15 protein-coding genes are annotated in these 17447 nt (G+C 62.7%); 8 read left to right on the top strand and 7 right to left on the bottom strand.

Annotated features, from left to right (window positions below; genetic code table 11):
• Positions 1–4: 4 nt before the first annotated feature.
• The gene (locus FJ954_RS00110; RefSeq protein ID WP_015314231.1) at positions 5–280 is read right to left on the bottom strand and encodes a hypothetical protein; all 276 of its coding nucleotides are present in this window, start codon (positions 278–280) and stop codon (positions 5–7) included.
• A 599-nt stretch (positions 281–879) separates the two neighbouring features.
• Here FJ954_RS00110 and FJ954_RS00115 point away from each other — a divergent pair.
• Both FJ954_RS00115 and FJ954_RS00120 read left to right on the top strand, forming a co-directional pair.
• Positions 880–1557, top strand: coding sequence for a sugar transferase (locus tag FJ954_RS00115; RefSeq protein ID WP_015314232.1), 678 nt, complete (start codon positions 880–882; stop codon positions 1555–1557).
• A gap of 85 nt (positions 1558–1642) precedes the next feature.
• Positions 1643–2899 (top strand): polysaccharide biosynthesis/export family protein, encoded by a 1257-nt coding sequence (locus tag FJ954_RS00120; RefSeq protein WP_181172928.1) that lies wholly within the window; start codon positions 1643–1645, stop codon positions 2897–2899.
• Positions 2900–3089: 190 nt separating this feature from the next.
• On the opposite strand, the gene FJ954_RS00125 is transcribed toward FJ954_RS00120, so the two are convergent.
• Positions 3090–4388, bottom strand: a complete 1299-nt coding sequence (locus tag FJ954_RS00125) for an O-antigen ligase (RefSeq protein ID WP_140660033.1) — start codon at positions 4386–4388, stop codon at positions 3090–3092.
• A gap of 462 nt (positions 4389–4850) precedes the next feature.
• On the opposite strand from FJ954_RS00125, the gene FJ954_RS00130 reads away from it, so the two are divergent.
• The 5 genes from FJ954_RS00130 (at position 4851) to FJ954_RS00150 (ending at position 11463) form a co-directional block, all read left to right on the top strand.
• Positions 4851–5603 carry an SDR family NAD(P)-dependent oxidoreductase gene (locus FJ954_RS00130; protein ID WP_140660034.1) on the top strand — a complete coding sequence of 251 codons (753 nt, stop codon included), beginning with the start codon at positions 4851–4853 and terminating at the stop codon, positions 5601–5603.
• Between the two features lie 103 nt (positions 5604–5706).
• Positions 5707–7146, top strand: coding sequence for a glycosyl hydrolase (locus tag FJ954_RS00135; protein WP_246681001.1), 1440 nt, complete (start codon positions 5707–5709; stop codon positions 7144–7146).
• On the top strand, positions 7139–8479 hold the full coding sequence (locus FJ954_RS00140; protein ID WP_140660036.1) for a glucoamylase family protein: 1341 nt from the start codon (positions 7139–7141) through the stop codon (positions 8477–8479). Before FJ954_RS00135 ends, FJ954_RS00140 begins: the two co-directional genes overlap by 8 nt.
• Positions 8469–9998, top strand: a complete 1530-nt coding sequence (locus FJ954_RS00145; RefSeq protein ID WP_140614949.1) for a mercuric reductase — start codon at positions 8469–8471, stop codon at positions 9996–9998. The genes FJ954_RS00140 and FJ954_RS00145 overlap by 11 nt, the downstream gene beginning before the upstream one ends.
• A gap of 205 nt (positions 9999–10203) precedes the next feature.
• A complete protein-coding gene (locus FJ954_RS00150) occupies positions 10204–11463 on the top strand; it encodes a glycosyltransferase family 4 protein (protein WP_246681002.1) in 1260 nt (419 codons plus the stop codon).
• Between the two features lie 149 nt (positions 11464–11612).
• Here FJ954_RS00150 and FJ954_RS00155 read toward each other — a convergent pair whose 3' ends face one another.
• Positions 11613–12188 (bottom strand): DUF1349 domain-containing protein, encoded by a 576-nt coding sequence (locus tag FJ954_RS00155; RefSeq protein ID WP_015314240.1) that lies wholly within the window; start codon positions 12186–12188, stop codon positions 11613–11615.
• A 64-nt stretch (positions 12189–12252) separates the two neighbouring features.
• A complete protein-coding gene (locus FJ954_RS00160) occupies positions 12253–13692 on the bottom strand; it encodes an aldehyde dehydrogenase family protein (RefSeq protein ID WP_140660037.1) in 1440 nt (479 codons plus the stop codon).
• 276 nt (positions 13693–13968) lie between these two features.
• Here FJ954_RS00160 and FJ954_RS00165 point away from each other — a divergent pair, with 276 nt between their 5' ends.
• On the top strand, positions 13969–14628 hold the full coding sequence (locus FJ954_RS00165; RefSeq protein WP_181177724.1) for a TetR/AcrR family transcriptional regulator: 660 nt from the start codon (positions 13969–13971) through the stop codon (positions 14626–14628).
• 81 nt (positions 14629–14709) lie between these two features.
• Here the strand turns inward: FJ954_RS00165 and FJ954_RS00170 are convergent, their stop codons facing one another.
• The 3 genes from FJ954_RS00170 to FJ954_RS00180 all read right to left on the bottom strand — a co-directional run bounded on the left by FJ954_RS00170 (position 14710) and on the right by FJ954_RS00180 (position 17426).
• Entirely contained in the window at positions 14710–15195 is a 486-nt protein-coding gene (locus tag FJ954_RS00170; RefSeq protein WP_015314243.1) for a hypothetical protein, read from the bottom strand.
• A 167-nt stretch (positions 15196–15362) separates the two neighbouring features.
• Complete coding sequence (locus FJ954_RS00175; RefSeq protein ID WP_140660039.1) at positions 15363–16610, bottom strand: SfnB family sulfur acquisition oxidoreductase; 1248 nt, start codon at positions 16608–16610, stop codon at positions 15363–15365.
• A 24-nt stretch (positions 16611–16634) separates the two neighbouring features.
• The gene (locus FJ954_RS00180) at positions 16635–17426 is read right to left on the bottom strand and encodes an ABC transporter ATP-binding protein (protein WP_140614961.1); all 792 of its coding nucleotides are present in this window, start codon (positions 17424–17426) and stop codon (positions 16635–16637) included.
• Positions 17427–17447 lie beyond the last annotated feature (21 nt).

Here is a 17447-nt window from a genome sequence, read left to right on the forward strand (position 1 = left end):
GGATCTAATGCAGCCCCCGCCGGACGCTGCCCAGCTTCTCGCCCTCGGGCACTTCGGTGGAGTTTTGCTTTCTCTCGGCTTCGCGCAGCCTGTCGGCCGGCGTTGGCGCGCTCCTGGCGATCATGGCATAGACGACCGCGAAATAACCGGCCTGGATGACCACCGCGCAGATGATGACACGCAGCAGTGTCGTGCCAAGCGAAGCTCCACCCAGCCAGGACCAGGCGACGACGATCGCGAGCGCGAACAGCATCCCAACGATGAATTTTGGAAGCGACATACCCAACAGCCCATAAACCGGCTCGGGTATATCCAACGATAGCCCCACCCGAGCGCCGTCCCTTGTGATGCGGGCTTGTTAAACCACCCGCTCTCGACCGGTTGCTTCCGGCCTTTCAACCTGTCGCCACCGTGACAGGTATAATTTGCAATTCTATTAAGGCGAGCAGAAGGCGGCAAGGGCAACCGCACATATTTTTGATTGCGCTTACGCGTTCGATTCTGCCATGCTGCAACGCACCCGGCCGCATTTCACTCAACCTGCAGCCATTGCAGATCTGGAGTACACCCCATAATATTAGATGGTATTTTAGGTGAATAGTCCAGAATATAGCATCGTCAGTAAGGACTCGTATGCTCTGGATCCCGACACTGGGAACGCGCCGCCCACAAAACGCCCTAAAAACGCCCGGATTTTTTTATGCTTGCCCATTTATTGTCACAAATGTGCTAAACATTTCGAAATTTGTGCAGCGCGAGCTTATTATTTAGTCAATTCATGACGCGACTATTTCAGCGGCGTGGGAAATTGTGTGTTGCGCTGCAGCATTTTTTTGGTATCGTGCGGTAAACCATTCGTTCAACGCATGGAGTTTCCGTATGAGGGATATTGCCAAGTCGGCCACGGCGGGGTTTTCGCAGGCCGACACCGACTTTCCGCCGCCGATCGGCGGCCTCATCAAGCGGAGTTTCGACATCGTCGGTTCGCTGGCTGGACTGATCGCGCTCAGCCCGCTGTTCATCATGATAGCGCTGCTCGTCAAATTCTCCGATGGCGGATCGGTTTTCTATGGTCACCGCCGAATCGGGCGCGGCGGACGGCTCTTCTCCTGCCTCAAGTTCCGCACCATGGTTCCGGACGGCGACAAGGTGCTGGCAGCCTATCTCGCGACCAATCCAGAGGCCAATGCGGAATGGATAGCGACCCGCAAGCTGAAGAACGATCCACGCGTCACCCGCGTCGGAACGGTGCTGCGCAAGCTGAGCCTCGATGAATTGCCGCAGATCATCAACATCCTCCAGGGCGACATGAGCCTTGTCGGGCCTCGCCCGGTGGTCCGGGACGAACTGGAAATCTATGGCAGCGCGGCTGTCTATTATCTGAAGTCCCGGCCCGGCCTGACTGGCCTGTGGCAGGTCAGCGGCCGCAACGACGTTTCCTATGACAGCCGCGTCGCGTTCGACCGCCACTATGTCGAGAACTGGTCGCTGTTCGAGGACGTTCGCATCATCATCAGAACAGTGCCGGCCGTCTGGATGTCGCGCGGCTCTTACTGATCGGCCGGCAGGATCAAGGCATCCGGCGGCAAGCTCATCGGGCGATGGGGCTAAAACGGATCGGAACGCTCAGTTGAAGATAGACATTTTCGAAGCCTTTGGCAGCGGCCCGTTTTCCGGCCGCTCGCGGCTCCTGGCGACCTGCCTTGCGATGTCGCTTGCTTTTCCCCAGATGGCCGCCGCCGACGATTACCGTCTGGGCTCCCAGGACAAGCTCACCATCCGCATCGCCGAATGGCAGACGGTCGAAAGCACGTTCCGCGACTGGTCGTCGGTCAATGGCCAATATACGATCGGCCCGGCAGGCACGCTGTCGGTGCCTTTCGTCGGCGAGTTGCCGGCGGCCGGCAAGACTACGGCGGAGGTCGCCGCGGCGATCGGCGAGGCGCTGCAGCACAAGCTCGCTTTATCGGACAAGCCTGAAGCCTCGGTCGAAATGGCACAGTTCCGCCCCTTCTACATTTCGGGCGAGGTGCAGAATCCCGGGCAATTTCCCTTTGTGCCCGATCTTACGGTGCTGAAAGCGATCAGCGTCGCCGGAGGCATCAGGCGCAACGCCGACTACGGTCCCCAGCTCGGCAAGGACCTGGTCACCGCCAAGGGCAATTTCGATATCTCCGACGACCAGCGCGTTCGGCTGATCGTCAAGCGCGCCCGCATCGACGCCGATATGGCCGGCAAGACGAGTTTTGAGGCACCCAAGGAGGTCGAAGGCGATCCGCGGCTGCCGACCATCGTCGCCGACGAGATGACAATCCTTACCGCCGACCAGAAGGCGCTGAAGCTCAAGCTCGAGGCGCTCGACGATCTCAAGGGTGTGCTGCAGGCCGAAATCGAATCGCTGCAGAAGAAGATCGTCAACCAGCAGAAGCAGGTCGACCTGGCCCAGCAACAGCTGGCCAGCATCGGTCCGCTGGCCCAGAAGGGACTGGTGGCCAATGCCAGGCTTCTGGATTCGCAGCAGTCCGTTACCGACCTGCAGGGCAAGATCCTGGACTACGAGACAGCCATCCTGACCGCCAAGCAGGCGATCAGCAAGGCCACGCAGGACGCCATCGACGCCCAGAACACCTTGAGTTCGAGCCTCGCCGCCGATCGCCAGCAGACCGAAGCCGACCTGAACGAGGCCGCGCTGAAGGTGAATATGCAAAAAGGCCTGATAGCCCAGGCCACGGATCCGGCAACGACGGCCGCCATCACCAACGACCAGCAACCTACCTTGCTCTATTCGCTGGTGCGCAATGTCGACGGCAAGACCAGCGAAATCGCCGCCAAGGAAGACACACCGGTACTGCCTGGCGATGTGATCAAGATCAAGCTGGCGCCGCTGGCCAGCCAGTAGAGACGCGGAAGGTCGCGCGGCCCGCCGCGTTCGATCCATAGCGCAAGGGCCTTGAGCCTCCGCCAAGCCTGCTTGGCGGAGGTTTTTGCTGATATATTTTCAGCACCGGAAAACCAGAATGGCTGTTGACGCAATCCCGAACGGAACCGCTACGCGGTTTTCCCGCGATGGCTTTAGCGGACTCTCATCATTACTCGGCTGCCGCGGGACGGTGAGGCCAGGCTGCCTGTCCGGCCTTGGCATCCCCCGGCTCGAAAGCCGGTGACCATCGCGTGCGGGTGACCGGCAGCCTCGCCAGCTTGAAGAAGCTGAAATACATCAGGAATGAACCCATGATGTAGGGGTTGAGTATCTCGACCTCGACGAAGGAGCGGATGAGCAGCAGCACCATCACGCCGATCAGAACCACCGATTCGGCCTGCCATGTCTTGAAGACCACCGCCGCGATGTGGCCGAGGAGCGTGCGCAGCATGATCAGCGATATCAGCACCGCCCCGGTGAAGCCGAGTTCGACAAGGGCTTCGACATAGGTGTTGTGGAAATGGAAGCCGGTGCGGGTGCTGATGTAGAATTCGTTCCACAGCCGCTCCGCCTCGGCAAAGCCCTGCACCCAATAGGCGGCATAGCCGACGCCAAGGATCGGCGATCGCATCGCGGCGTTCCAGCCCTGCTCCCACAGATAAGTCCGCCCGGTGAGCGTCGAATCCTTGCCGAAGATGCCAAGCACGAAGTCCATGAGCCCGAGATTGAGGGCGACGATGGCCACCACGACGATCATGCCGGCGCCGACCAGGAAGATCACCCGGCGGTAGCGTCGCGACAAAAGCTTGCTCATCGCAAGAAGCGCCACCAGCGCCAGAACCGCCGGTATCGAGGCCATCGAGGTGGCGGAATGCGAGACGACCAGCACATAGGCCGACAACAGCACGACCGGCACGGTCAGCATGAAACTCAGCCGGCCACGCCGAAGGAAAGCAAGGAACACGACCGAGAAATAGATGCCGAGCGAGCCGACGAAGCCGATCTGGTTCTTGGAGGCGAATGCGCCGACGAAATTATAGGTGCCGTCGAGGACGTCCTCGGAATAGGCGCCGACTTTCAGCGAATAGAGCAGGACGAAGAATATGCCGACCAGGGCGCCTATTGTCAGGGTACGCACGCTGACGGTGCGTGCGGCGACATAGGCGCAGGCGATATGGGACAAGTACTGGACCGCCGTTCTGGCGGTGACGCCGGGCGCCTGCGACCAGAATACGGAAAAGCAGACATAGGCCGCAAAGAGCAGCGGCAGCCAGGCGCTGGACAGTTGCCGCAGGAAACGCCGGTAGTCGACCAGGATAAGCGGAAGCCAGACGGCATAATAGGCCAGGATCAGCACCTGGCCGAAAATGACGGAATAGGAGAACGCCCAGATCGAAACGGCAACGGCAAAGCTGCCATAGACCGAATTCTTCTCGGGATCGACGAGCAGGGATTTGGGAATTTTCATCTCACGGTCCCGTCGACGCGACCCAGGACCGGCAGGCCGCAAACCAGCCGGCATATCCGCGAACAGGGTCGTACAAGAAACGGCGTCTCCATTGTGCAGTGCAATATAACCTATCGCACCCCGTGCTCAATGGCAAATCCGGTCACCTTGTCTTACAGCGCGGCGATCGCCGAGAGATGTCGGCCGTGGACGGGCCAATCGGTCATGCGCTCCGGCTGCCCATCAGAACGAGACGCTTCCCTTGAGGTTCCTTAGTCCATGCGCACGCCTAGATCGGCCCCGCCGTGGTGGGTATGGTGGAAGCGCTGCGCGACCAGCTCGAAGGAGCCGCGCCATAATCCGGCCGATTGGCCCAGACGATCCGGCCGCATGCCGGCTTGAACTCGGTCGGCGGTCACCTCACAGTCCCAGGACGGGCCAGCACGCGGGGCGGCTTCAGCCAACATGAACAGGGGGGAACACATGCCAATGAATTTCGCGGGACGCTTCGCCGACCGGTCGGCGGTCATCACCGGCGGTGCCTCGGGCATCGGCCTGGCGGTCGCGCAGAGGATCGTCGACGAAGGCGGGCGCGTCTGCGTCTGGGATCGCGATCCCGCACAGATCGAACAGGCGAAAGCCATTGTTCCCGGCCTGCGTGGAGTGACGTTGGACGTTGCGGATGCGGCAAGTGTGGAGGTCGCCGCACGATCGACGATCGACGCCTTCGGCGCGGTCGACATACTGGTCACCAGTGCGGCCATCACCGGCCCCAACATGACCACCTGGTCCTATTCGGTCGAGGACTGGCGTGGAGTCATCGACATCAACATCAACGGCGTCTTCTACTGCAACAAGGCGCTGGTGCCACACATGCTCGAGCGCAACTATGGCCGCATCGTCAACATTGCCTCGATCGCCGGCAAGGAAGGCAATCCCAACGCTTCCGCCTACAGCACCTCGAAGGCGGCGGTGATCGGCCTGACCAAGTCGCTCGGCAAGGAACTCGCCAAAACCAAGGTGACGGTCAATTGCGTGACGCCAGCCGCCGTGCGCACCGCGATCTTCAAGCAGATGAAGCAGGAGCACATCGATTTCATGCTCTCCAAGATACCGATGGCGCGGTTCGGCGAGGTCGAGGAAGTGGCGGCGCTGATCTCATGGATCGCCTCGGAGGAATGCTCGTTCACCACGGCCGCTGTGTTCGACGTCTCGGGCGGCCGCGCCACCTACTGATGCACTACAAATCCGCGTGAGCAGGCAACGATATGCCATCGCCGACGTATAGTCGGTGATGGAAGGTGTAGAAACGGCAAATATTTCAGACAGTTCCACGGGTGTGACCTTTCGCTGCGATCTCGGCGTCCAGGGCGAGGAATTCCCCCACTTCTGGGAACATACGGTCGGCAGCGGCCACGCGACGCTCGCCCTGCGCGCGGACTGGCAGGCACAGATGCGCCGGGCGCATGACGAACTCGGCTTTCGCCATGTCCGTTTTCACGGGCTGCTCGATGACGACATGGGCACGCTCATCGACCAGGACGACAAGCCGCTCTATTCGTTCTTCAATGCCGATCAGATCTTCGATTTCCTGCTGTCGATCGGCATGCGCCCCTTCGTCGAGCTGAGTTTCACGCCGACGATGCTGTCGTCGTCCGGAAAGATCGTCTTCCGTTATCGCGCCAATGTCAGCGCGCCGAAGGACTACGACCAGTGGTCGACGCTGATTTCGAAACTCGTCGCTCACTGGGTTGATCGCTACGGCCTCGACGAGGTGCGGCAATGGTTCTTCGAGGTCTGGAATGAACCCAATCTCGAGGCGTTCGGCAGCGGCAAACAGGAGGATTATTTCAAGCTGTATGCCTACACGGCAAGAGCAATCAAATCCGTTGACACGCATTTGAAGGTCGGCGGACCAGCCACAGCCGACAATGCCTGGATCGATGAGTTCATCGCTTACTGTGGCCAGAACGGCCTTCCCGCGGACTTCGTCAGCACGCACCATTATCCGACCGATGCCTTCGGCCAGCCTGGCGACGACACCGAAGCCCAGCTCTCGAAAAGCACGCGAAGCGTCCTGCGCGAGGAAGCGCGCACCGCGCGACGGCAGGCAGGCGACCGTCCGCTCTACTACACCGAATGGTGCACATCGTCGAACCCGCGCGATCCCATGCACGACGAGCCCTATGCCGCCGCCTTCATCGTCAAGACGGTCATGGAGGCGAGAGGGCTGGTTCAGGGCTACAGCTACTGGACCTTTTCGGATATTTTCGAAGAGAATTATTTTCCATCCCTGCCCTTTCATGGTGGTTTCGGCCTGATGAACCTTCACGGCGTAGCCAAACCGGCTTACCGTGCCTTCGAAATGCTGCATGGCCTTGGAACCGAAATCCTGTCGACTCAAGGCAATCATCCCACCGTCGACAGTTGGTGTGTGCGCGACGGAAATTCGTTGACCGTGCTGATCTCCAACTTCGCTTTGCCGCGGCATCCGATCGCGAACGAGACCGTGCAGATTCAACTTGAGAATGCACGGCGGCCCGACATGGTAACCATCCGACGCGTCGATGCGGCAAATGCCAACCCCAAGGCGCTATGGGCGACGATGGGAAGTCCCGATTACCTGAGCCGAGCAATGGTAGAGCATTTGCATGCGGCCTCGGCGATGCCGAAACAGCCGCAAGCGATCGCCTTCAGCGATCATACCCTTCTGTTCGATGTCACCGTACCTGCGCAGGGCGTTGCTGCCATCAGGCTGGAGTTTTTATCGATTGCTTAGAGCAGATCCCGCCGCGCTGGCCGATGACGAACTGCTGGACCGCTGTCAACGCGCCGCGTTCGGCTATTTCCTGGAGAACGTGAACCCCGACAACGGGCTGGTCGCCGACACGTCGCGGCCCAATTCGCCGTGCAGCATCGCCGTCGTCGGTTTTGCCCTGTCCTGCTATCCGATCGGCGTCGAACGTGGCTGGATAACGCGTGATGCGGCTGCCTGCCTGACCCTTGCGGCGCTACGCTTTTTCCAGACCAGCACGCAAGGCAGCGGCCACGACGTCACCGGCCACAAGGGTTTTTACTACCACTTTCTCGACTTGAGGAGCGGCTTGCGCGTTTGGCGCTGCGAACTGTCGATGGTGGATACCGCCCTGCTGATCGCCGGCATGCTGGTGGCGAGCGCCTATTTTTCCGGCGACAACGACGAGGAAGCCGAAATCCGCCTCCTGGCCGAGGCGCTCTACAGGCGCGTCGACTGGCGATGGGCGCAAGGCAGCAGCCCAACGCTCCGCCAGGGCTGGAAGCCGAGGAGCGGCTTTCTGCATTATGGCTGGGAAGGCTATAACGAGGCGACGATCCTCTATGTGCTGTCGATGGCCTCTCCGGACCGCCCGACCTCGGACGACAGCTACGAGGCCTGGACGGCGACCTATCAATGGGAAAACATCTACGGCCACGACGTGCTCTATGGCGGGCCGCTGTTCATGCACCAGTTCTCGCATGCCTGGATCGATTTCGCAGGCATCCGCGACGCTTTCATGCGGGAGAAGAATTCGGACTATTTCGAAAACAGCCGCCGCTCGACATACCTTCACCGCGACTACGCCCGGCACAACCCTTACGGCTTTGACGGCTATGGCGAGAATTTGTGGGGTCTTTCGGCCGGAGACGGACCGGGCGGCTTCCGCGCCAGCGTGGAGCGGCGGACCCACCGGTTTTCCGGCTATGCCGCGCGCGGCGCGCCTTTCGGACCGGATGACGGGACAATCGCGCCATGGTCCTATCCGGCGTCGCTGCCTTTCGCGCCGGACATTTGCCTGGCGGCGCTGCGTCACCTCGTCGATCGTTATCCGGAGGTTCTCGACGATTTCCGCCTGCCGAGCGGTTTCAACCCGACATTGGCCAACCGCCGCAAATTCGGCCGCAACGGCTGGGTCTCGGAAGGCCATTACGGGCTCGACCAGGGCATCGCGGTGATGATGATCGAAAACCACCGTTCCGGACTGATCTGGGGGCTGATGCGTTCCAATCCCCATATCCGTCGCGGCCTGGGCAAGGCGGGTTTCACCGGCGGATGGCTGTCGCGGCCGGTACCCGGAGGGCGCGATGTCGCGTGAACCGACGAGAGCCGCCGTCTTCCCTGTCGACAGCAATGATGTCGAACTGATCAGGGGCGCGCATCCCGCGCACTGGAAGAACCCGACCCCGAACGGCCCCTACAATCTCGTCGTCATCGGCGCCGGGCCGGCCGGGCTGACCGCCGCGCGTGACGCCGCGAGCCTTGGCGCGAAGGTCGCGCTGATCGAACGCGGGCTGATCGGTGGTGCCTGTGTCAATGTCGGCGGCATCCCGTCGAAGTCGATCATCCGCACGGCCAGGCTCTATGCCGATATGCGCGACGCCGAGAGCTTTGGCGGCGACCCGCCAGACCACCTTCGTGTCGACTTTCAACGGGCGATGACACGGATGCGGCAGATACGGCAGCGGATCAGCCGTGCCAATTCGGCCGTTTCCGTCGCAGCCGAGGGCATAGACCTCTATTTCGGCGAAGCGCGCTTCGCCGGACCGGACACCGTCGTGGTCGCGGACAGGACCCTGCATTTCAAGAAGGCATTGGTCGCGACTGGCGCGCATGCGAGCGGGCCCGCGATTCCGGGGCTTGCCGAGGCCGGTTATCTCGACAACGAGACCATGTACGACCTTACGCAATGCCCGCCGCGGCTCCTCGTCATCGGCGGCGGGCCGCTCGGCTGCGAGACGGCGCAGGCTTTCTGCCTGCTCGGCGCCAAGGTCATCCTGGCGCAGAGCGATCCGATGTTCCTGCCCGGCGAGGAGCGCGACGCCGCGCAGATCCTTTCGGATGCGCTGGCGCGCGAGGGGATCGAGGTGCGGCTGAACACCGAAGTGGTGGCGGTGCGGATGGAGGGCGAGAAGAAGGCCGCCGACCTGATGCGGGATGGCGACACGACGACGATTACGGTCGATGAGATCATCACTGGCGTCGGCCGTTCGCCCAACGTCGATGGCCTGGGCCTCGATGAAGCCGGCGTGGCCTATGACGCCAGCGGCATCAAGGTCGACGATTATCTGCGATCCACCAACCCAAATGTCTACGCAGCGGGCGACGTCTGCCTCGAATACAAGTTCACCCACACCGCCGAGGCAACAGCGCGCATCGTCGTGCGCAATGCCCTGTTTCGCGGCCGCGAAAGGCTCAGCGAACTCGTTATCCCCTGGTGCACCTATACCGATCCGGAGATCGCCCATGTCGGTCTCTATCCCCTGGAGGCGCGGCGCAACGGCATTCCGGTCAAGACCTATACGGTCCTGATGCACGATGTCGCCCGCGCCGTGATGGACGGCGAAGAGGAAGGGTTCGTCAAGATCCACGTCAGGGAGGGATCCGACCGCATCCTGGGAGCGACGGTCGTCGCCAGCCATGCCGGCGAGATGATCAATGCCGTGACCCTCGCTATCCGTTCGGGGATGGGATTGCATGCGTTGGCCGATGTCATCCATCCCTTCCCGACACAGGCGCAAGGCATCAAGATGGCGGGCGACGCTTACCGACGGACACGGTTCACTTCATTGCGCAGGCGCCTGGCGGCCCGCTGGCTGGCCTGGTCCAGGCGATAAGCCTTTGCGCTCGGTCCCAGCCGGATCCGCATTGCGACCGATCCGCAAGGCAAGCGCGCCGGGCATCAGACTGTGATCCAGCGCTTGACGAAAGCACGGTTCGGCTAAACAAGTCGAAGCTGATTTCTGTGGCTGCGGGGGCCTCGTTAATGTCGTCCGAGAAAGAGCTTGCGCAACTTCTGGCGCGAAGCGTCGGGCGTCCGCCTTGAGCGCGCGGCCCGATGCCGACATGCCGGCGCGCGGCAGCGGGCGACGCGTGCTGATCGTGTGCCATGAGCCGGCGTTTCCGCCGACTTCCGGCGCGGATCTGCGCAACTATCGCAATGCCGTGGCGGCGGCCGCGTTCGGACCGGCCTGCCTGGCCTCGGTGCGGCCCAGGGCCATCGCCATGACCGCGCCCAATCCGCTGATCCGCACCGAGGCGCTGTCGATCGAGGGAGAGCCCCGGACGGCTTCCATCGGATGGTGGCGTATAAGGGAGGAGCATCGCATTTCGCGCGCGGCCCTGGCACGGCTGGAAGCACTGATCCTCGAATTCCGCCCTGACACCGTGGTGGTCGAGAGCATCGGCCTGTTCAAGCTGCTGCGGCCTTTGCGATCGCTGGCAAAGCAGCTCATCCTCGACATGCACAATGTCGAGTCCGACTTGTCCGCGCAGATGAAACGCGCCGAAGCGACCACATCGCGCCTTTCCGTTGCCGCATCGGTGCCTGGCATCAGGCATCTCGAAAGAAAGGCGCTCGCCCTTGTCGACAGGGTCTGGGTCTGCTCGAACGAGGATCGCGAGAAGCTGATGCGCTTTGGCGGGCGCGCGATGCCCATCGATGTCGTTCCCAACGGGATTCCCAACGTCGAGGCGATTCCCAATGTGCTGCCCCCGGAACCGTCGGCCAATAGCGGCTTTCCGGTGATCCTTTTCATCGGTCATCTCGGCTATCCTCCAAACGTCGACGCCGCCGTGCGATTGGCCCGGACCATATTGCCCCGCATCCGCCAGGCCTTGCCCGACGCGAAGCTGGTTCTCGCCGGACGCGGCCCGGAACCGGCCGTGCTGGCCCTGCGCGGGTTGCCCGATGTCGAGCTCGTCGAAGATCCCGAAAGCGTGGGGCCGCTCCTGTCCAGCGCGCATCTCAGCATCATCCCGCTCAGGGCGGGCGGGGGCACGCGCATCAAGATTCTGGAGGCGATGGCCTGGGGGGTGCCGGTGATCGCGACACCGCTCGCGGCCGAGGGCCTGGGCCTGGTCGAGAACGACGAGGTGCTGCTGTCGGCCAGCGACGAAGGCTTGGCCGCCATGGCCGTCCAACTTTCACGCGACGCCGGGCGCCGGGCAAGGCAGCGCGTGCGCGCCCACCAGGCCGTATGGGCAAGGTTTGGCCCGCAGGCGATCCGCGATGCCGTCCGTGCCGGGCTTGTCCTGGACAATGACGGCGATGACGACCAACCATCTCCGATCACCCCATGAGCCGCCGATTATCCCACCGATCCACCAGACGTGGAAGACGGACAGCGTTCCCGAACGCTTCCAGCCTATGCCGAGAGCCGGAAGGGCCTTGGGGCCGCAATGTCCTACCGGTCCGTTCGCACACGCCACGCGGAGCCCGGTTGCCAGGGTCAGTCGTGCAGATCCCGCGCAATCGGCGGACCGACCGAAAATCCGGAGAACGTGACTTCGAAACCTTCACGCTGCGGCGAACAGCACATCAACCCGACATCGACGATCTTCGAGGTCGGGAAATAGGCGAGCCGCACCGGCTTCCAATGGCCGTCGGAAGCATCCAAATACTGGACGCGGACCGCCTCGCCGTGGCGGGTCAGGCGGATCCTGACGCCGTCAGGGCCGGCGGCAATGGCCACCAGCGACCAGTCCGAGGTGTCGTTGGTGACGACGACGGAGAAATAGGCAAGGCCATCGGTGTATTCGATGCCGGCCTTGATCCAGTGCGTTTCGCTCAGCCGGACCATCAGGCCGGCCTGATCGTAAAGCACCTCGTAGTCGCCCTTGACGGTCACTTCGGCGGTGAAATCGCCCTCGACCCGCCGATACAGGAAGTGGCCGTTGTCGCGCCAGAAGCCATAGAAGGTCTCACGCCAGAAATCGGTCTCCTTGCCGGTGCGCACGCGCACGCCATCACCTTCGATGGCATGGTGCGGCGGCGGGTTGAGCCAGGTCAGGTCCTGCAATGTCATCCCTTTGCACCGGTCCGTTTCCAGAGGAAGTGACGGTCCGCCGGCGGTCGGCCGGCGCGCCAGGTTATCCCGCGAACGTATAGGCGGTCTTTACCGTGGTGTAGAACTCCATGGCATAGCGGCCCTGTTCGCGCGGACCGAAGCTCGAGCCCTTGCGACCACCGAAAGGAACGTGGAAATCAACGCCCGCCGTCGGCAGGTTGACCATCACCATGCCGGCTTCGGAGTTGCGCTTGAAATGCGTGGCGTGCTTGAGGCTCGTGGTGCAGATGCCCGAGGTCAGGCCGAACGGCGTGTCGTTGGCGACGGCAAGCGCCTCGTCATAATCCTGGACGCGGATGACACTGGCGACGGGGCCGAAAATCTCCTCGCGCGAACTGCGCATGGCGTTGGTGGCCTCGGTCAGCAGCGCCGGCTTGAGATAGAAGCCCGGCGTCTTGCGGTCGAGCCGTTCGCCGCCGAAAGCGAGCGTGGCGCCTTCACGGACGCCGATGGCGATATAGTCCTCGTCCTGCTTGAGCTGGGTGGCGTCGACGACCGGGCCGATCTGTGTCTGCGCGTCGAGCGCGTCGCCGATCACCAGCTTCTCCATGCGCTCCTTGAGCGCGTCGACGAAACGGTCGTGGATGCCTTTGGTGACGATCAAACGCGACGAGGCCGTGCAGCGCTGGCCGGTCGAGAAGAAGGCGCCGTTCAGCGCGCAATCGACAGCCACCGCGAGATCGGCATCGTCGAGCACGACCAGCGGATTCTTGCCGCCCATTTCAAGCTGGAACTTGCGCATGTGCTCGACGCTTGCCGCCGCGACGCGCTTGCCGGTTCCCACCGAGCCGGTGAAGGAGATGGCGTTGACGTCGGGGCTGTCGAGCATCGCCTGGCCAACCACCGAGCCCTTGCCCATGACGAGGTTGAGCACGCCCTTGGGCAGGCCGGCGCGATGCAGGATGTCAACGATGGACCAGGCGCTTTCGGGAACGAGCTCGGCCGGTTTGAAGACGATGGTATTGCCGTGGGCCAGCGCCGGAGCGATCTTCCAGGCGGGAATGGCAATAGGGAAATTCCACGGTGTGATGATGCCGACCACGCCGACCGCTTCGCGCGTGATCTCGACGCCGACGCCCGGCCGCACGCTTGGCACCACCTCTCCCGACAGGCGCAATGTTTCGCCGGCAAAGAAATCGAATATCTGGGCGGCGCGGATGGTCTCGCCAATGCCCTCGGCCAGCGTCTTGCCTTCCTCACGCGCCAGATTGCGGCCGAGTTCGTCCTTGCGCGCCATGATCTCGTCGGCCGCCTTTTTCAGCACCGCATGGCGCGCCAGCGGACCGGAGCGGGACCACGCCGGAAACGCCGCCTTGGCCGCCGCTATCGCCTGGCCCGCCTGTTCGACCCCCGCCGAAGCATATTCGCCGACGACGTCGCCGGTATCAGAGGGGTTGATGTTGCGGGAGCCGGCATCGCCGACCCATTCACCATCGATGAGGTTCTTTCGAAACGCTGTCATGTCCTTGCCTTCCTGGCTGTTGGCCGCGCGGCGGCATCTGTCTGAAGTGGTATTTGCCAGACAATTGCCTTGCGGGAAAGCACGCACTGGGCCTGGAGACCGCGACAAAAATCCCCGGGCCTGCACTCACGCCTTCGCGGCAGCGGCAACGGAGCCGCGTCGCCGAGCAATCCGGCTAACATGGGCGGGCAGCGCTCCGGGTCAAGGCCGGATTGCCCTGTACAAGCATGTCCACAATCTTGATTTGCCTGGTGTGGCGTGTCATGCGTCGTCACGATGGCAGCACTCGAAACGACGATCCAGCGCGCCGGCGCCACCGGCAACGTCAAGGCTACCCGCGAAGACTGGCTGAAGCTGGCGCTTGAAACCCTGATCTCGGACGGCGTCGAACGCGTCCGTGTGCTGACGCTTGGCCAGCAACTCGATGTCTCGCGCTCGAGCTTCTACTGGTATTTCAAGAGCCGGCAGGATCTGCTCGACCAATTGTTGGACCACTGGCGGCAGACCAATACCCGATTCATCGTCGAGCGTGCCGCACGCCCTTCCACGACTGTCATTCGCGGGGTGATGAGCATTTTCGAATGCTGGGTGGACGAAAAGCTGTTCGATCCCCGGCTGGATTTCGCCATCCGGGCATGGGCTCGCCGCTCCCCCACCATCCGGCGTGCGCTCGACGAGGCCGACGAAGAACGCGTCACTGCCATCCGCGGCATGTTCTTGCGTCATGGCTATGAGGAGGAAGACGCGTTCGTTCGCGCTCGCGTGCTCTATTTCATGCAGATCGGCTACTATTCGCTCGAACTCAATGAGCCGATGAGCAGTCGCCTGCCGCATGTTGCCGCGTATCTGCGCAGCTTCACCGGCCAGGAGCCTTCGGCTGCGGATGTCGAGGATTTTTCGTGCTACGTCGCGAAAGCGGTCTCCGGCGGCCGGTAGCCCGAAGACTCCGAACTCGTGATCCCAATAGCGCTTCGCCATGGAACGAAGAACCGGCGGCGATAGGATGGTAGGTTCCGGCTAAAGCGTAAACGACCAGAACAGGCAGGCTAGCGTGGCGGCGGCAAAGATCACGAAGAACAGGCTGCGCAGCAGCACGTTGCGGCGTAACTCGTTCATGACGAAGTGGCAACCGACGACCGCCACGGCAAACAGGAACCGCCAGTTCAACAACGCCAGAAGAGCGCTGCCCTGACCGAAGGCCCATCGGGCGAGCAGGCCGCCGACGATGGTGGCGAACAGCACAATGACAGTCCAGAAGATCGCATCGGCGGCATGGAGGAGGACGATACTGGCCGCGCGGATCGGCAGGATCATCATCAACAGCGCGCTGAAGAAGAAAATTGCCGCAAGCGGAATGAACGTTCCGGCGTCGGCGATGCCGTCGAGACGCTTGACGCCGATCGCCCCATAGGGATAGCCGTGACGGGCCACCGCAAGGCTCAGCGCCATGAGCAAGGCGGTCAAGACGGAGACGAGTGCGAAGGTCGTGAGGGCTTTGCTCATGGGGTTCCTGTCCCGAACGAATCAGACAGGAACCGGTGTAACCGATGGTCCTAAATTGCGCGTAAGCTTTCACCCGCCGCCGGCATCCCGAAGGGGATAACCGTCAGGGCAAAGCCACTCGGCGACGACCAGGTCGACCGCAGCGCGCGCCGTCCGCCTCCGGCAGATCAGCTCCAGGCGTGCAGCGGCGGATTCTCGCCGTTGAGGAAATATTTGCCAAGGATCGAATATTTCCAGCGCACCGGATCGTGCAGCGTGTGCGTGCGGGCGTTGCGCCAATGGCGATCGAGATTGTGCTCGGCCAGCGTCGAGCGCGTGCCGGCCAGTTCGAACAGCTTGTTCGTTGCGGCGATGGCGATTTCGGTCGACAGGATTTTTGCTTCCGCGGTGACGATCTGGGCATGCGCGACCGTTTCGGCTGTCGGCTCGGCCACCGCCTTGTCGATGGCATGGCCGGCCTTTTCGAGCAGCGCCTGCGCCGCGTGCAGGCGCAGCGTGAGGTCGCCGACAGCCTGGATGGTGTAGGGATCGTCCCAGGCATTGTCGAAGCCGCTGTCGATCCAGGCGCGGCTCCTGGTCCTGACAAAGTGAACCGTCTCGTCGATCGCCGCCTGGGCGATCCCGGTGTCCACCGCCACCTGGATGATCTGGAAGATGGCGCCGTCGGCGGTCGGCTTGTCGTAGCCCTTGTAGCCCGGCACCAGATACGTCTTCGGCACCTTGACGTTGTCGATGATGACGGTGCCGGAGAGCGTCGTGCGCTGGCCGAAGCTCGACCAGTCGTCGATAACGGTCAGGCCGGGCGCGCCACGGTCGGCGATGGCATACCAGGCGCGACCTTCGTCATCGAGCGCCACGATCGGCACCAGATGGGCAAGCAGCGCGCCGGACGAATAGAATTTGCGGCCGTTGACGACGACATGGTCGCCGGCGTCGGTGAAGCGGGTCTCGAAATCGGCGGCGCGCTTCGAACCGAACTCGGAAAAGGCGTTGCCGAACCGGGTGCCCTTCAGCGCCTCGGTGAACAGCAGCTTCTGCTGTCCCACATCCGACACGGTGCGGATGGCCGCGATGACGCCGAGATGGTTCTGCGCGACCTGGCCGATTGAGGAATCGGCCGCCGAGATGATCTCGATCACCTTGACCAGCGTCGCATAGGACAGTTCCGGCCCGCCGAATTCCTTCGGCACATTGATCGACCACAGGCCGCTTTGGGAGAAGGCGTCGAGCTCGGCAACCGGCCAGATACGCTCGCGGTCGCGCGTGGACGCCCCCTTGACGAATTCGGCGGCGAGCGCATGGGCGATGGCGATCGCCTCCGCATCGTCCCTGATGATGTGTGCTGGTGCCGAGGGCCTTGCGACCGGCGGTACGGCGGCGGAAGCATGGTCTGTCTTGACGGTCGAGACGGTCATTTCATTGCTCCTTCAAATTTCGGTTCAGGCAACGGCGTGGAGACGGGATGGCTTGGCGGCGGGCGACGGCTGCTGGCCGAGATAGAGCGCCCTGATATCCTCGCGCTGGCGAAGATCGGCGGCCGCGCCGGACAGGACCGAGACGCCGTTTTCGAGCACAGTGGCGTGGTCGGCATAGCCAAGCGCGACCGCCGAGTTCTGCTCGGCGACCAGGATCGACAGACCGGTCTCGCGGTTGAGTTTCTTCAGCGTCTGAAAGATGTCTTGCACGATGAGCGGGGCAAGCCCCATCGAGGGCTCGTCGAGAACCAGCAGGCGCGGCCGCGACATCAGCGCGCGGCCGATGGCAGTCATCTGCTGTTCGCCACCGGAGGTGAGGCCGGACAATGTCCGGCGCTTTTCCCTGAGACGCGGAAAATAGGAATAAACCCGTTCGAGATCCGCGTTGATTTCGGCTCGGCGGCCGCTGCGGCCGATGCCGCCGGCGACCAGGTTTTCCTCGACGGTGAGGCTCTTGAAACAGTGACGGCCTTCCAGCACCTGGACCAGCCCGGCGCGTACGAGATCGCCCGGCTTGCGGCGCGAGACATCCGAGCCATCATAGCGGATGGAGCCGGCGTTGACCTGGCCGCGCTCTGCCGGCAGCAGGTTGGAGACGGCCTTCAACGTCGTGGTCTTGCCGGCGCCGTTGGCACCGAGCAGCGCCAGAATCCCACCCCGCCTGATCTCGAAGCTGACGCCATGCAGCGCCGTGATGGCGTTGATATAGGTGGCGTGGACCGCGTCCACGGCCAGGATGATGTCGTCGTTCGGCATGGCTGTTTCCGTGCTTTGCGG

Origin of the sequence: Mesorhizobium sp. B2-3-15, from assembly GCF_006442875.1 — a bacterium.
In the GTDB taxonomy this organism is placed as follows: domain Bacteria; phylum Pseudomonadota; class Alphaproteobacteria; order Rhizobiales; family Rhizobiaceae; genus Mesorhizobium; species Mesorhizobium australicum.

What these genes read in the sequence shown, in the direction of transcription:
- FJ954_RS00160 (WP_140660037.1), bottom strand. Translation starts at nt 13,692, where the DNA reads ATGACAGCGTTTCGAAAGAACCTCATCGATGGTGAATGGGTCGGCGAT.
- FJ954_RS00170 (WP_015314243.1), bottom strand. Translation starts at nt 15,195, where the DNA reads ATGAGCAAAGCCCTCACGACCTTCGCACTCGTCTCCGTCTTGACCGCC.
- FJ954_RS00145 (WP_140614949.1), top strand. Translation starts at nt 8,469, where the DNA reads ATGTCGCGTGAACCGACGAGAGCCGCCGTCTTCCCTGTCGACAGCAAT.
- FJ954_RS00180 (WP_140614961.1), bottom strand. Translation starts at nt 17,426, where the DNA reads ATGCCGAACGACGACATCATCCTGGCCGTGGACGCGGTCCACGCCACC.
- FJ954_RS00130 (WP_140660034.1), top strand. Translation starts at nt 4,851, where the DNA reads ATGCCAATGAATTTCGCGGGACGCTTCGCCGACCGGTCGGCGGTCATC.
- FJ954_RS00115 (WP_015314232.1), top strand. Translation starts at nt 880, where the DNA reads ATGAGGGATATTGCCAAGTCGGCCACGGCGGGGTTTTCGCAGGCCGAC.
- FJ954_RS00110 (WP_015314231.1), bottom strand. Translation starts at nt 280, where the DNA reads ATGTCGCTTCCAAAATTCATCGTTGGGATGCTGTTCGCGCTCGCGATC.
- FJ954_RS00125 (WP_140660033.1), bottom strand. Translation starts at nt 4,388, where the DNA reads ATGAAAATTCCCAAATCCCTGCTCGTCGATCCCGAGAAGAATTCGGTC.
- FJ954_RS00165 (WP_181177724.1), top strand. Translation starts at nt 13,969, where the DNA reads ATGGCAGCACTCGAAACGACGATCCAGCGCGCCGGCGCCACCGGCAAC.
- FJ954_RS00175 (WP_140660039.1), bottom strand. Translation starts at nt 16,610, where the DNA reads ATGACCGTCTCGACCGTCAAGACAGACCATGCTTCCGCCGCCGTACCG.
- FJ954_RS00155 (WP_015314240.1), bottom strand. Translation starts at nt 12,188, where the DNA reads ATGACATTGCAGGACCTGACCTGGCTCAACCCGCCGCCGCACCATGCC.